Source organism: Streptococcus sp. HMSC071H03, assembly GCF_001813035.1.
Lineage (GTDB): Bacteria > Bacillota > Bacilli > Lactobacillales > Streptococcaceae > Streptococcus > Streptococcus anginosus.
Window position 1 is genome coordinate 18,095 of record NZ_KV811176.1, and the last position, 14,491, is coordinate 32,585.

General features: G+C 40.0%; 14 protein-coding genes and 1 pseudogene. All 15 read left to right on the top strand.

Going from position 1 to position 14,491, the window contains the following annotated elements; all coding sequences use genetic code 11:
- Positions 1-20: 20 nt before the first annotated feature.
- The 15 genes and pseudogenes from rpoC (at position 21) to HMPREF2887_RS09740 (ending at position 14,366) form a co-directional block, all read left to right on the top strand.
- Positions 21-3,659, top strand: a complete 3,639-nt coding sequence (gene rpoC, locus HMPREF2887_RS09670) for a DNA-directed RNA polymerase subunit beta' (RefSeq protein ID WP_021001229.1) — start codon at positions 21-23, stop codon at positions 3,657-3,659.
- A 147-nt stretch (positions 3,660-3,806) separates the two neighbouring features.
- Positions 3,807-5,006 (top strand): phosphoglycerate kinase, encoded by a 1,200-nt coding sequence (locus HMPREF2887_RS09675; protein ID WP_057489559.1) that lies wholly within the window; start codon positions 3,807-3,809, stop codon positions 5,004-5,006.
- Between the two features lie 514 nt (positions 5,007-5,520).
- Positions 5,521-6,051, top strand: coding sequence for an FUSC family protein (locus tag HMPREF2887_RS09680; protein ID WP_003032280.1), 531 nt, complete (start codon positions 5,521-5,523; stop codon positions 6,049-6,051).
- Between the two features lie 76 nt (positions 6,052-6,127).
- Positions 6,128-6,487, top strand: a complete 360-nt coding sequence (locus HMPREF2887_RS09685; protein ID WP_003028467.1) for a MerR family transcriptional regulator — start codon at positions 6,128-6,130, stop codon at positions 6,485-6,487.
- A gap of 38 nt (positions 6,488-6,525) precedes the next feature.
- On the top strand, positions 6,526-7,872 hold the full coding sequence (gene glnA / locus HMPREF2887_RS09690) for a type I glutamate--ammonia ligase (protein WP_003027006.1): 1,347 nt from the start codon (positions 6,526-6,528) through the stop codon (positions 7,870-7,872).
- A gap of 188 nt (positions 7,873-8,060) precedes the next feature.
- Positions 8,061-8,426 carry a DUF1033 family protein gene (locus tag HMPREF2887_RS09695; RefSeq protein ID WP_003027003.1) on the top strand — a complete coding sequence of 122 codons (366 nt, stop codon included), beginning with the start codon at positions 8,061-8,063 and terminating at the stop codon, positions 8,424-8,426.
- A gap of 69 nt (positions 8,427-8,495) precedes the next feature.
- Positions 8,496-9,437 (top strand): competence type IV pilus ATPase ComGA, encoded by a 942-nt coding sequence (gene comGA / locus HMPREF2887_RS09700; RefSeq protein ID WP_003027001.1) that lies wholly within the window; start codon positions 8,496-8,498, stop codon positions 9,435-9,437.
- Positions 9,379-10,400, top strand: a pseudogene (comGB, locus tag HMPREF2887_RS09705) (competence type IV pilus assembly protein ComGB). Before comGA ends, comGB begins: the two are co-directional and overlap by 59 nt.
- Positions 10,397-10,714: a competence type IV pilus major pilin ComGC gene (gene comGC, locus HMPREF2887_RS09710; protein ID WP_003028473.1), complete on the top strand. Its 318-nt coding sequence runs from the start codon at positions 10,397-10,399 to the stop codon at positions 10,712-10,714. Before comGB ends, comGC begins: the two are co-directional and overlap by 4 nt.
- On the top strand, positions 10,674-11,102 hold the full coding sequence (gene comGD / locus HMPREF2887_RS09715; protein WP_021001232.1) for a competence type IV pilus minor pilin ComGD: 429 nt from the start codon (positions 10,674-10,676) through the stop codon (positions 11,100-11,102). Before comGC ends, comGD begins: the two co-directional genes overlap by 41 nt.
- Complete coding sequence (gene comGE, locus HMPREF2887_RS09720) at positions 11,074-11,367, top strand: competence type IV pilus minor pilin ComGE (protein WP_021001233.1); 294 nt, start codon at positions 11,074-11,076, stop codon at positions 11,365-11,367. Before comGD ends, comGE begins: the two co-directional genes overlap by 29 nt.
- Positions 11,351-11,788, top strand: a complete 438-nt coding sequence (comGF, locus tag HMPREF2887_RS09725; RefSeq protein WP_041783987.1) for a competence type IV pilus minor pilin ComGF — start codon at positions 11,351-11,353, stop codon at positions 11,786-11,788. The genes comGE and comGF overlap by 17 nt, the downstream gene beginning before the upstream one ends.
- The gene (gene comGG / locus HMPREF2887_RS09730) at positions 11,769-12,095 is read left to right on the top strand and encodes a competence type IV pilus minor pilin ComGG (RefSeq protein WP_021001234.1); all 327 of its coding nucleotides are present in this window, start codon (positions 11,769-11,771) and stop codon (positions 12,093-12,095) included. The genes comGF and comGG overlap by 20 nt, the downstream gene beginning before the upstream one ends.
- A gap of 71 nt (positions 12,096-12,166) precedes the next feature.
- Positions 12,167-13,120: a class I SAM-dependent methyltransferase gene (locus HMPREF2887_RS09735; protein WP_021001235.1), complete on the top strand. Its 954-nt coding sequence runs from the start codon at positions 12,167-12,169 to the stop codon at positions 13,118-13,120.
- Positions 13,121-13,166: 46 nt separating this feature from the next.
- Positions 13,167-14,366 (top strand): acetate kinase, encoded by a 1,200-nt coding sequence (locus HMPREF2887_RS09740; protein ID WP_021001236.1) that lies wholly within the window; start codon positions 13,167-13,169, stop codon positions 14,364-14,366.
- Positions 14,367-14,491: the final 125 nt, after the last annotated feature.

Consider the following 14,491-nt stretch of genomic DNA (forward strand, 5'->3'; position numbering starts at 1 on the left):
ATAAAGAAAGGTAAGAAATAGTGGTTGATGTAAATCGTTTTCAAAGTATGCAAATCACCCTAGCTTCTCCTAGTAAAGTCCGCTCTTGGTCTTATGGGGAAGTGAAGAAACCTGAAACAATTAACTACCGCACACTAAAACCAGAACGCGAAGGGCTTTTTGATGAAGTCATCTTTGGTCCTACGAAAGACTGGGAATGTGCGTGTGGAAAATATAAACGGATTCGTTATAAAGGAATCATTTGTGATCGTTGTGGTGTTGAAGTAACTCGTACCAAAGTTCGTCGTGAACGCATGGGACATATTGAGTTAAAGGCACCTGTCTCTCATATTTGGTATTTTAAAGGAATCCCAAGCCGTATGGGTCTGACCTTGGACATGAGCCCTCGTGCCCTTGAAGAAGTCATCTATTTTGCAGCTTATGTGGTGATTGATCCAAAAGATACGCCACTTGAGCATAAATCCATTATGACAGAGCGGGAATATCGTGAACGCTTACGAGAATATGGTCAAGGTTCCTTTGTTGCAAAAATGGGTGCTGAAGCAATTCAAGATCTCTTGAAACAAGTAGATTTGGAAAAAGAAATTGCAGAGCTCAAAGATGAATTAAAAACGGCAACTGGTCAAAAACGTGTCAAGGCTATTCGTCGTTTGGATGTTTTAGATGCCTTCCAAAAATCTGGTAACAAGCCAGAATGGATGGTCTTAAACATCTTGCCAGTTATTCCGCCAGACTTACGTCCAATGCTTCAGTTGGACGGTGGACGTTTTGCCTCTTCTGACCTCAATGATCTCTACCGTCGTGTTATCAATCGGAATAATCGTTTGGCACGTCTTTTGGAACTAAATGCTCCTGGAATCATCGTGCAAAATGAAAAGCGGATGTTGCAAGAAGCGGTTGATGCTTTGATTGACAATGGTCGTCGTGGTCGTCCTATTACTGGACCAGGAAGCCGTCCGCTCAAATCATTGAGCCACATGCTCAAAGGGAAACAAGGACGTTTTCGTCAAAACTTGCTCGGAAAACGGGTTGACTTCTCAGGACGTTCGGTTATTGCGGTAGGTCCGACACTCAAGATGTACCAATGTGGTGTGCCACGTGAAATGGCTATTGAACTCTTCAAACCATTTGTCATGCGTGAAATTGTCGCGCGTGATATTGTGCAAAATGTCAAAGCTGCTAAACGCTTGGTGGAACGGAATGATGAACGCATCTGGGATATTTTAGAAGATGTGATTAAAGAACACCCAGTGCTCCTTAACCGCGCACCGACACTTCACAGATTAGGGATTCAGGCTTTTGAGCCAGTCTTGATTGACGGGAAGGCTCTTCGTTTGCACCCACTTGTGTGTGAGGCTTATAATGCCGACTTTGACGGAGACCAAATGGCTATCCATGTGCCCTTGTCAGAAGAAGCTCAAGCAGAAGCACGGATTCTCATGCTGGCAGCCGAACACATCCTCAATCCAAAAGACGGTAAGCCAGTAGTAACCCCTTCACAAGATATGGTCTTGGGGAACTACTACCTGACTATGGAAGAAGCTGGTCGTGAAGGAGAAGGAATGGTCTTTAAAGACCGTGATGAAGCTGTAATGGCTCTCCGTAATGGCTATGTTCACTTACATACGCGTGTTGGGATTGCAACGGATAGTTTAAACAAACCATGGACAGAAAATCAAAAACACAAGATCCTCTTGACAACAGTGGGTAAGATTCTTTTTAATGATATCATGCCAGATGAATTGCCATATTTGCAAGAGCCAAATGCTTCAAACATGGCAGAAGGTGTGCCAGCTAAGTATTTCTTAGAATCTGGTCAAGATGTCAAAGAAGCTATCAGTAAGCTAGAATTAAATGTACCATTCAAGAAGAAAAATCTTGGAAATATCATTGCTGAAATCTTCAAACGTTTCCGTACAACTGAAACATCTGCTTTCCTTGACCGTCTGAAGGATCTCGGCTATCATCATTCAACGTTAGCAGGCTTGACAGTAGGGATTGCTGATATTCCGGTCGTTGAAGATAAGGCAGAAATTATCGAAGAGTCTCACAAACGTGTGGAACAAATCACCAAACAATTCCGCCGTGGTATGATTACAGACGATGAACGCTACAATGCAGTTACTGCTGAATGGCGTGCAGCTCGTGAAAAATTGGAAAAACGTTTGGTTGCCAACCAAGATTCTAAGAACCCAATCGTTATGATGATGGACTCTGGAGCCCGTGGTAACATTTCTAACTTCTCACAACTTGCTGGTATGCGTGGTTTGATGGCCGCTCCTAATGGCCGCATCATGGAATTGCCTATTCTATCTAACTTCCGTGAAGGTTTGTCTGTTTTGGAAATGTTCTTCTCTACTCACGGTGCTCGTAAAGGGATGACTGATACAGCCCTTAAAACAGCTGACTCAGGTTATCTGACTCGCCGTTTGGTTGATGTGGCGCAAGATGTGATTATCCGTGAAGATGACTGTGGAACCGATCGTGGTCTTGTTATCCGCTCAATTACTGATGGTAAAGAAATGATTGAGCCATTAGAAGAACGCTTGATTGGTCGTTATACGAAGAAATCTGTTAAACATCCTGAAACAGGCGAAGTCATCGTTGGTCCAGACGTATTGATTACAGAAGATATGGCGCATGAGATTGTTAGCGCTGGTGTCGAAGAAGTCACTATTCGCTCTGTCTTTACATGTAATACACGTCATGGAGTTTGCCGTCGTTGTTACGGTATCAACTTGGCAACGGGTGATGCGGTTGAAGTCGGTGAGGCAGTCGGAACGATTGCTGCCCAATCTATCGGTGAACCTGGTACACAGCTTACAATGCGTACTTTCCACACGGGTGGTGTTGCCTCTAATACCGATATCACACAAGGTCTTCCTCGTGTCCAAGAAATCTTTGAAGCCCGCAATCCGAAAGGGGAAGCAGTTATTACTGAAGTTAAAGGCGAAGTGACTGCAATTGAAGAAGATGCTTCTACTCGGACTAAGAAAGTCTTTGTCAAGGGTGCAACCGGTGAAGGAGAATACGTTGTACCATTTACAGCTCGTATGAAAGTGGCTGTAGGTGACCAAGTTTCTCGCGGGGCAGCATTAACAGAAGGTTCTATCCAACCGAAACATTTATTGGCTGTTCGTGATGTCTTGTCTGTTGAGACTTACCTGCTAGCTGAAGTGCAAAAAGTTTACCGCAGTCAAGGGGTAGAAATCGGTGACAAGCATATTGAAGTAATGGTTCGCCAAATGATTCGTAAGGTGCGCATCATGGATCCGGGAGATACTGATCTTCTTATGGGCACACTCATGGATATTACAGACTTTACCGATGCTAACCGAGATGTAGTTATCTCAGGCGGTGTTCCTGCGACTGCTCGCCCAGTCCTCATGGGAATTACTAAAGCATCTCTTGAAACAAATAGTTTCTTGTCAGCTGCTTCCTTCCAAGAAACCACTCGTGTCCTCACAGACGCGGCTATCCGTGGTAAGAAAGACCACTTGCTTGGTCTCAAGGAAAATGTTATCATTGGTAAAATCATCCCAGCTGGTACAGGTATGGCTCGTTACCGTAACCTTGAACCGCAAGCTGTCAATGAAGTCGAAATTATCGAAGATACAACCGTAACAGAACCTGTGGAAGAAACTACTCCAGTAGAATAATAAAGAGTCGAGCCTTCTCGGCTCTTTCGTATTTAGATTTCATATTTTAGTCAAATTATTTTGTGAAAACTTTCTTTATATCAAGAAAACTTTTAGAAAATATGATATAATAGTTTCGTATAAAATAGAAAAAGGAGTTTTTGTAACATGGCAAAACTTACTGTTAAAGACGTTGAATTGAAAGGCAAAAAAGTCCTTGTTCGCGTTGATTTCAATGTGCCGCTTAAAGACGGAGTTATCACAAACGACAACCGTATCTCAGCTGCTCTTCCAACAATCAAGTATATCCTTGAACATGGTGGACGTGCTATTCTTTTCTCTCACCTTGGACGTGTGAAAGAAGAAGCTGATAAAGAAGGAAAATCTCTTGCACCAGTTGCGGCTGATTTAGCTAAAAAATTAGGTCAAGATGTTGCTTTCCTTCCAGGAGTAACTCGTGGAGCAGAGCTTGAAGCAGCTATCAATGCCCTTAAAGACGGTGAAGTTCTTCTTGTTGAAAACACTCGTTTTGAAGATGTTGACGGCAAGAAAGAATCTAAAAACGATCCAGAACTTGGTAAATATTGGGCAAGCCTTGGAGACGGTATCTTTGTAAATGATGCATTTGGTACAGCTCACCGTGCTCACGCATCTAACGTAGGTATCTCAGCAAACGTTGAGAAAGCAGTTGCAGGTTTCCTTCTTGAAAACGAAATTGCTTATATCAAAGAAGCTGTTGAAAGTCCAGTTCGTCCATTCGTAGCAATCCTTGGTGGTTCTAAAGTATCAGACAAGATTGGTGTTATCGAAAATCTTCTTGAAAAAGCTGATAAAGTGCTTATCGGTGGTGGTATGACGTATACTTTCTACAAAGCACAAGGTATCGAAATCGGTAACTCACTTGTAGAAGAAGATAAGTTGGAGGTTGCAAAAGCTCTGCTTGAAAAAGCAAACGGTAAATTGATTTTGCCAGTTGACTCGAAAGAAGCAAATGCTTTTGCGGACTACACTGAAGTGAAAGATACTGACGGTGAAGCAGTAGATCCTGGCTTCCTTGGTTTGGATATCGGTCCTAAATCAATCGCTAAATTTGACCAAGAATTAACTGGTGCGAAAACAGTTGTTTGGAATGGTCCAATGGGTGTCTTTGAAAATCCTGACTTCCAAGCTGGTACAATCGGTGTCATGGATGCTATCGTGAAACAACCAGGCGTGAAATCTATTATCGGTGGTGGTGACTCAGCAGCGGCAGCTATCAACCTTGGTCGTGCAGACAAATTCTCATGGATTTCTACAGGCGGAGGCGCAAGCATGGAGCTTCTTGAAGGTAAAGTATTGCCAGGATTGGCTGCTCTTACAGAAAAATAAGGCGGTCAGTCAGAGATCTATGATTTCGTTGAGTCTCATTTCTGATTTTTAGGGGACAACTTCAACTCATCCACTGGAAGAGTTGAACCCTGCAAGGTTGAATAGGTTGGTCACGAGCTTAGCGAAGTGAACTGCCATTCAGCTATTGCGCTATAAGTAGATGAAAAGAGCTGGATGTCAGCTCTTTTCTAGTGCACACGCTAGATTTTCTGCGAAACGAAGTGAGCTAAGAAAATCAGTGGAGGTAAAGATAAAGTACTGCCAGCTCTTGCAGCACTTACGGAACAATAATTCTAAAGGAGACTGGAACAAAAAATTTCCAGTCTCAAATTTATGTAATCATAAATGATGACTGCAGTAGCTGATTGCTCACAGCAGTACTTGAAGGTTGCAGTTAGGATTTGTGGCACAAGCTTCAACCTTTTAGAATGAAAAGAAATTGTTTTCATTTCTTGTAATCATTATTATCTTTTCTCTAAAATATGTTAGAATAAAGGTAAAAGGAAATGCGTGAATGGGTTATTTTAAAAAGTATAAGTTTGATAAGTCGAAATTTAAATTAGGAATGCGAACCTTTAAAACGGGGGTCGCGGTTTTTATTGTTCTTCTTATCTTTGGGCTTTTTGGTTGGAAAGGATTGCAGATTGGTGCTCTGACAGCTGTTTTCAGTTTGCGTGAAGATTTTGATAAGAGCGTCCATTTTGGAACCTCTCGTATTTTAGGAAATAGTATTGGTGGTTTGTATGCCTTGCTCTTCTTTCTCATCAATAACCTGTTTCATGAGCAGTTTTGGGTGACCTTACTGGTCGTTCCTATTTGTACGATGTTAACGATTATGACAAATGTTGCTATGAACAACAAAGCGGGAGTGATTGGTGGTGTTTCTGCCATGCTGATTATTACTTTATCTATTCCAACAGGAGAGACGGTTTTATATGTATTTGCACGTGTCTTTGAGACTTTCATGGGGGTTTTCGTTGCCATGCTGGTCAATTCTGATGTGGATCGCTTGCGGAAAGTATTGAAATTAAAAAACGAAGAATAATGTCAGAAAATATAACATGGGTTCTTGACATAGAAATTTTTTCAGATTATAATAGAGCATAAGAAAGGAATTTGCAATGAAGGAAAAAGAATTTCGTCGCAATATGGCTGTTTTTCCCATTGGTAGCGTTATGAAATTGACGGATTTGACAGCACGTCAGATTCGTTATTATGAAGATCAAGAATTGATCAAGCCTGATCGAAATGAAGGAAATCGCCGCATGTATTCATTAAATGATATGGATCGCTTGTTGGAGATTAAAGATTACATTTCAGAAGGTTACAATATTGCTGCGATTAAGCGAAAATATGCCGAGCGCGAAGCGAAATACAAGAAGCCGGTGAGTGAGAAAGACGTTCGTCGAGCCCTTCATAAAGACATTTTACAACAAGGTCGCTTTGCTTCTTCCCTTCCACCATTTGGTCGTATGCATTGACCAATATCAATTTTTTTAAATTTCATAAGGAGATACTCATGCCAATTACAGTAGCTGACATTCGTCGCGAAGTGAAAGAAAAAAATGTTACCTTTATCCGTTTGATGTTTTCAGACGTTCTGGGAACGATGAAAAACGTTGAAATTCCAGCGACAGATGAACAGCTGAATAAAGTTTTATCCAACAAAGTGATGTTCGATGGTTCTTCTATCGAAGGTTTTGTGCGTATCAATGAGTCAGATATGTACCTGTATCCCGACTTGGATACATGGACTGTTTTCCCTTGGGGAGACGAAAATGGAAGTGTCGCAGGATTGATTTGTGATGTCTATACGACGGAAGGAACGCCTTTTAAAGGGGATCCGCGTGGAAATTTGAAACGCGCTTTACGTCACATGGAAGAATTAGGATTCAAATCCTTTAATTTAGGTCCTGAGCCAGAATTTTTCTTATTTAAACTTGATGAGAATGGTGATCCAACTCTTGAGGTAAATGATAAGGGTGGCTATTTTGACCTTGCTCCGACTGACCTGGCTGACAATACTCGCCGTGAAATCGTTAATGTCCTTACAACAATGGGATTTGAAGTAGAAGCCAGTCACCATGAGGTAGCTATCGGTCAGCACGAAATTGACTTTAAATACGATGAAGTTCTCCGTGCCTGTGATAAGATTCAGTTGTTTAAGCTGGTTGTTAAGACAATTGCCCGCAAGCATGGTTTGTACGCTACTTTTATGGCAAAACCAAAATTTGGTATTGCTGGTTCAGGTATGCACTGTAACATGTCGCTCTTTAATCAAGACGGTCAGAATGCTTTCTTTGATCCAGAAGATCCAAATGGCATGCAATTATCAAAAACTGCTTATTATTTCCTTGGTGGTCTGATTAAGCATGCTTACAATTATACAGCTATCATGAACCCGACTGTCAACTCTTATAAACGTTTGGTTCCGGGTTATGAAGCTCCTGTGTATATTGCTTGGGCAGGACGGAATCGTTCTCCACTTGTTCGCGTGCCAGCTTCACGCGGTATGGGAACACGTTTGGAATTGCGTTCTGTTGACCCAATGGCTAATCCTTATATTGCTATGGCTGTTCTTCTTGAAGTTGGACTTCATGGGATTGAAAATAAAATTGAAGCACCTGCTCCGATTGAAGAAAATATCTATGTCATGACAGCAGAAGAGCGCAAAGAAGCGGGTATTACAGACCTTCCTTCTACTCTACATAATGCGGTGAAAGCACTGACAGAAGATGAAGTTGTAAAAGCTGCACTTGGGAACCATATTTATACAAGTTTTGTAGAAGCAAAACGCATCGAATGGGCAAGCTATGCCACTTTTGTTTCCCAATGGGAAGTAGATAACTATCTTGATTTGTATTAATAAATTGGGAGCGAGGCTTAGAAAAAGTCTCGTTTTCTTATCTGATGAATGAAAAACGACTAATCAGAATAATGACACTTTTTTCTACAGTTTTGAGCAAATGGCGAAAAAACTTGTATAATGGAGCATATTTATTGAAAATTATGACATTTTCGGTATAATAAACAGAACAAAGGGAGGTGAAGCAGGTGTATCGTGTTATTGAAATGTATGGCAAAGATGAACCGTGGTGGTTTTTCGATGGCTGGGAAGCTAATATCGTATCAGTACAGCATTTTGATAACTATTATGCTGCTTTAAAATATTATAAACTCCAATGGCTGAAGTTGGCAGATGCTTTTCCTTTCTACAAAAGTCGAAGTGATTTGATGTCTATTTTTTGGGATGCAGGAGATTTGCGTTGGTGCGAGGAATGTGGCGACTCTGTTCAGCAGTATCATTCTCTCGCTCTGTTAGAAAATGATACTGTTATTCCCAAAGAAAAAATGCAGCCGGGTTACAATAAACAAAATAGTGAAGAGGAACATCGTGCCTGCTCTCTAACATTTAAATAATTTGCAAAATGGTGATTTTTTCACCATTTTTTATTTTCTTCTGCGAATAGTATAAAGTGAGGAGGAGATATGGTTCAAAACATTGCACAGGCTATTATTTGCCAAGCTAAAAAAGAGCAGGCTCAGGACATTTATTTTGTTCCAAGGGAAAATATGTATGAGCTATACATGCGAATTGGAGATGAACGGCGCTTTATCCAACAGTATGCATTTGAAGAGATGGCAGCAGTAATTAGTCATTTTAAGTTTACCGCTGGGATGAATGTCGGCGAAAAACGTAGAAGCCAGTTAGGATCTTGTGATTATCAATATGGTGATAAGAAAACGTCATTACGACTGTCAACAGTAGGGGATTATCGTGGATACGAAAGTCTGGTGATTCGTTTATTGCATGATGAAGAGGCAGAGTTGAAGTTTTGGTTTGCTCAAATCCCAGAGTTAAAAGAACGCTTCAAACAACGAGGGCTTTATCTTTTTTCGGGACCGGTAGGAAGTGGTAAAACTACTCTCATGCACCAGTTGGCTCAAGAGCGTTTTGCCGATCAGCAAATCATGTCAATTGAAGATCCGGTTGAAATCAAACAAGCAGGGATGTTACAGCTGCAGCTGAACGAAGCGATTGGTTTAACTTATGAAAGTTTGATTAAACTTTCTCTTCGGCATCGACCAGATTTATTGATTATCGGAGAGATTCGTGATGCGGAGACAGCAAGGGCAGTTGTTCGAGCTAGCTTAACGGGAGTGACTGTTTTTTCAACTATTCATGCTAAAAGCGTACGAGGTGTCTATGAACGGTTGCTGGAGTTGGGAGTGACAGAAGCAGAGCTGAAAATTGTTTTGCAAGGAATTTGCTACCAACGGTTAATTGCGAAAGGAGGAATAGTGGATTTTGTCAGTGAAAGGTATCAAGAGCATGAGCCAAGTGACTGGAATAAGCAGATTGATCAGCTTTATGCAGCAGGACATGTCACTTTTGAGCAGGCAGAAACGGAAAAAATTATCCATAGTTAGGCAGAAAAAAGTCGTAGAGTTGCTGAATAATCTTTTTTCTAGCGGCTTTCATTTAGCAGAAATGATTGATTTTTTGAAGCGGAGTGCCCTCCTAGAAAAAACCTATGTGGAAAAGATGAAAGAGGGTTTAGCAACAGGAAAACCTTTTCAGAAATTATGGCTAGTTTAGGATTTTCAGATAGTGTTGTCACTCAGCTTTCACTGGCAGAGCTACATGGGAATCTCTCACTCAGCCTGACTAAGATTGAGGAATACTTGGAAAATGTCTCAAAAGTCAAGAAAAAGTTAATTGAGGTAGCCACTTATCCATTCATTTTACTTATTTTTTTAGTATTCATTATGTTAGGGCTGCGCAATTATTTACTTCCGCAGTTAGAACGCCAAAATAGTGCAACGCAGCTGATTAGTCAGTTGCCGCAAATTTTTCTGGGTTCACTAGTAGTAGTCCTTGTTTTGTTAGCGATAGGTTTTTATTGGTTTAGAAAAAGCTCAAAAATAGTAGTGTTTAGCTTCTTGGCTCGACTTCCTTTTTGTGGAACTTTTATTCAAACCTATTTGACAGCTTATTATGCGAGAGAATGGGGGAATATGATTGGTCAAGGTTTAGAACTTAGTCAGATTTTTCAAATGATGCAAGGGCAACGCTCTGCTATGTTTCAAGAAATTGGAAAAGATTTAGAAATTGCGTTGCAAAATGGTCAGGAATTTTCACAAGTAGTGAAATATTATCCGTTTTTTAAAAAGGAATTGGGCTTGATAATTGAATACGGTGAAGTGAAATCCAAATTGGGGTGTGAATTAGAAGTTTATGCCCAAAAAACATGGGAGACATTTTTTAAACGTGTTCATCAAGCGATGAATGTCATTCAACCACTAGTGTTTGTCTTTGTGGCTCTAATGATTGTATTGTTGTATGCAGCCATGTTGCTGCCAATTTATCAAAATATGGAGGTTCAATTATGAAAAAATTAAAAAGTTTGAAGGTTAAAGGTTTTACTTTAGTAGAAATGTTAGTCGTACTTCTTATCATCAGTGTTTTGATGCTCTTATTTGTACCGAATTTGACCAAGCAAAAAGAAGCTGTAACGGAAAAAGGAAATGCAGCGGTGGTAAAAGTTGTGGAAAGCCAAGCGGAGCTGTTTGAGGTCAATCACACCAATGAAAAAGCGACACTCTCAAAATTAGTCAACGAAGGCACGATTACAGACAAGCAGGCAGCATCTTATAAGGCTTACTATGCGAAACATACAAAAGAAGCTCGTTCTGTTGCAGATTAAGGGATTTACGCTTTTGGAAAGTTTGCTGACATTATTTATAACGAGTTTCTTATTGCTTGCGGTGTCGGGCTCTGTTCGTTCTTCTTTTGAACAGGTGGAAGAGAAGATTTTCTTTCTGGAGTTTGAGCATTTTTATCGGGAAAGTCAGAAGTTGAGTAGTTCAGCTCAAATTCAGTTGGACATGAATTTTTCTCGCGAGAGGATTTCCAATGGTTACAACCATTTGGCGGTTCCTCGCTCGATTCAAGCGCCAGAAGATTTGACGCTTCATTTTGATAAGGCTGGAGGCAATTCATCGCTCGGAAAGATTGTCTTTCAGACAAAAAAGCAGACAATTACGTATCAATTATATCTAGGAAATGGGAAATTTAAGAAAACAACACGTTAAAGGAACGATTTTATTAGAGGCGCTGCTGGCTTTGGCTGTTTTTGCGACAATTGTGACCCTGTTGTTGGGACAAATTCACCAGTCTCGAAAAGCAGAAAATGACTTGCTTAGAGAAGAAGAAGTTTTAAGGGTAGCTAAAATGGCTTTGCAAACAAAGCAAAGTCATCTGACAATGAACGGTATTGAAGTGCGTGTTGAAACAAGTCAACAAGGTATTCAGATTTATCATGGGAAGGAGCTGATTCTCGGTGTTCAAGGCAAATAAAGTGAAAGCTTTTACCCTTTTAGAGGCTCTGATTGCCCTCTTTGTCATTAGTGGAAGTGTGTTGCTGTTTCAATCTATGACGCGCCTTCTAGCTTCTGAAGTCCAAGCTCGTCAACACAGTGAACAACGAGAATGGCTTTTGTTTGCAGATCAACTAGAAGCAGAGTTGGCTCGTTCTTCATTTGAAAAGGTGGAGAATAATCGTTTATATATGAAACAGGACGGCAAGGTGATTGCATTTGGAAAGTCAAGTGGACAGGATTTCAGAAAAACCAATGCGAATGGGAAAGGTTACCAGCCGATGGTTTATGATGTAAAAAAAGCAGAAATCTCACAGAAAAATGAGCTGATTCATGTTAGACTGACGTTTAGGCGAGGATTGGAAAGGGAGTTTGTCTATCGTGTGGAAACAGAAAGTTAAAGCGGGCATTATGCTCTATGCACTCTTTATGGCGGCAGTTTTTAGCTTGCTTTTGCAATTTTACCTTCATCGGCAAACTGCTAATCATAGGAATTTCACCCTAAACCGAGAACGAATACAGGCTTATGCAATGGCTCTTCTAGCTAACGAAAATTCTAAGCAAAGGGAATTTGATAAAGGGTATGTCCGAGACCAAAAGAGTGAGAAAGAGCTCATCCTGACAGTAACAATGAAGACTGGTCGCCGTTATCAATTTTCTTTTCCAGCTGAAAAAGAAAAGCAGATGGATAAAAGATTGAATAAATAAATGGTGTGCATGTAACAGAGTACACTCGCAAAAAAAACTAAATTTTGGTATGATAGGGAGCGGAGGATACTATGAATTTTGAAAAAATTGAACAGGCTTATACGCTCTTGTTAGAAAATGTCCAAGAAATCCAAAATGATCTTTTAACGAGCTTTTATGATGCTTTGATAGAGCAAAATGGCAGCTATTTGGACGGGGATATCGAACTAGATAGTGTTCGGCAGAACAATGAAAAACTGAAAGCGTTGAAATTAAGTAAAGAAGAATGGCGTCGAGCCTACCAATTTTTGCTGATGAAAGCAGCTCAAACAGAGCCTTTGCAAGCCAATCATCAATTTACTCCAGATTCTATCGGGTTTATCTTAACTTTTCTCATTGACCAATTGAGTAAAAAAGAACACATTGATATTTTGGAAATTGGTAGCGGAATGGGGAATTTAGCAGAGACCATTCTCAATAATACAAAGAAAAATGTGGATTATCTAGGACTGGAATTGGACGATCTGCTAATTGATATATCAGCCAGTATCGCAGATGTGATGGATGCAAAAGTTAGTTTTGTGCAAGGTGATGCAGTGCGTCCGCAAGTATTGAAAGAAAGCGATGTGATTATCAGTGATTTACCAGTTGGCTTTTATCCTGATGATAACATTGCGATGCGCTATGAAGTGGCTAGTAGACAGGAGCATACTTATGCTCATCATTTGTTAATGGAACAATCGCTCAAGTATCTCAAATCGGATGGTTATGCTATTTTCCTTGCACCGAATGATTTATTGACTAGTTCGCAAAGTGATTTATTGAAGAAATGGCTACAAAAGCATGCACAAATAGTTGCAATGATTGCGTTACCAGAGTCTCTTTTTGGAAATGCAGCATACGCTAAAACAATTTTTGTACTGAAAAAGCAAGATGAACAAGCTATCCAACCATTTGTTTATGCTTTATCTGATTTGCAGAATCAAGCGGATTTATTGACATTTAGCGAAAAGTTTCAAAATTGGAGCCAAGAAAGTGAAATTTAAACAAGTTTTTGATATAATAAATGAAAACGCTTAAAAGAGGTAATTTATGTCAAAAACAATTTCAATCAATGCTGGAAGTTCAAGTCTAAAATGGCAATTATACGAAATGCCAGCTGAAAAGGTTATTGCCAAAGGGCTGATTGAACGGATTGGTCTCAAGGACTCCATTTCAACAGTAAAATTTGATAGTCGTGCAGAAAAGCAAATTTTAGATATTGATGATCATACGCAAGCTGTAAAAATTTTGTTAGATGACTTGATGCGCTTTGGTATTATCAAATCCTATGAAGAAATCACAGGTGTTGGACATCGTGTCGTTGCAGGTGGTGAATACTTTAAAGAATCTGCACTTGTTGATAGCGAAGAAGTGATTCAAAAAGTAGAAGAATTAGCGCTTCTTGCACCACTTCATAACAAAGCAAATGCAGCAGGAATTCGTGCCTTTAAAGAATTGTTGCCAGACATTACAAGTGTCGTTGTGTTTGATACGTCTTTCCATACAACAATGCCAGAAAAAGCCTATCGTTATCCATTACCGACTAAGTACTATACGGAGAACAAGGTTCGCAAATATGGCGCTCATGGTACAAGTCATCAGTATGTTGCCAAGGAAGCCGCCAAAACGCTTGGTAAGCCACTTGAAGAGTTGAAGCTAATTACTTGTCATATTGGGAATGGCGCTTCTATTACAGCGGTTGATAAAGGAATTTCTGTAGATACTTCAATGGGCTTTACTCCGCTAGGTGGCGTGATGATGGGAACTCGCACAGGGGATATTGACCCGGCTATCATTCCTTATTTGATAGAGCATACAGAAGATTTTAATACACCAGAAGACATCAATTATATTTTAAACAAACAGTCTGGGCTTCTAGGAGTATCTGAAACATCAAGTGATATGCGCGACATTATTGCAGGAATGCATGAAGGCAATCATAATTGTAAACTGGCTTTTGACATTTTTGTTGATCGCATTCAAAAACATATCGGTCAATATTTTGCTGTTTTAAATGGTGCGGATGCGATTATTTTTACAGCTGGCATCGGAGAAAATTCTGATGAGGTGCGCGAAGCTGTTATTTCAGGTCTATCTTGGTTTGGTTGTGATATTTTACCGGGAAAAAATGTACGTGGAGCTGAAGGTATCATCTCAAGTGATGCTGCTAAGGTGAAAGTACTTGTTATTCCTACAGATGAAGAATTAGTCATTGCACGTGATGTTGAGCGATTCAAAAACCAAAAATAAAACTTGGAATTTACAAGTCATAATATTTTAGAAGAGGCTGGGGTAATCCAGTCTTTTTCATTTCTAGTTAGCAAAAATATTGATGAAGTGATTGCCTAATGTTCCTGAAATATAATATGTGAATA

Coding starts and splice junctions, on each gene's coding strand:
- HMPREF2887_RS09675 (WP_057489559.1), top strand. CDS start 3,807: ATGGCAAAACTTACTGTTAAAGACGTTGAATTGAAAGGCAAAAAAGTC.
- comGE (WP_021001233.1), top strand. CDS start 11,074: ATGGGAAATTTAAGAAAACAACACGTTAAAGGAACGATTTTATTAGAG.
- HMPREF2887_RS09680 (WP_003032280.1), top strand. CDS start 5,521: ATGGGTTATTTTAAAAAGTATAAGTTTGATAAGTCGAAATTTAAATTA.
- HMPREF2887_RS09685 (WP_003028467.1), top strand. CDS start 6,128: ATGAAGGAAAAAGAATTTCGTCGCAATATGGCTGTTTTTCCCATTGGT.
- glnA (WP_003027006.1), top strand. CDS start 6,526: ATGCCAATTACAGTAGCTGACATTCGTCGCGAAGTGAAAGAAAAAAAT.
- HMPREF2887_RS09740 (WP_021001236.1), top strand. CDS start 13,167: ATGTCAAAAACAATTTCAATCAATGCTGGAAGTTCAAGTCTAAAATGG.
- HMPREF2887_RS09735 (WP_021001235.1), top strand. CDS start 12,167: ATGAATTTTGAAAAAATTGAACAGGCTTATACGCTCTTGTTAGAAAAT.
- comGD (WP_021001232.1), top strand. CDS start 10,674: ATGCGAAACATACAAAAGAAGCTCGTTCTGTTGCAGATTAAGGGATTT.
- comGC (WP_003028473.1), top strand. CDS start 10,397: ATGAAAAAATTAAAAAGTTTGAAGGTTAAAGGTTTTACTTTAGTAGAA.
- comGA (WP_003027001.1), top strand. CDS start 8,496: ATGGTTCAAAACATTGCACAGGCTATTATTTGCCAAGCTAAAAAAGAG.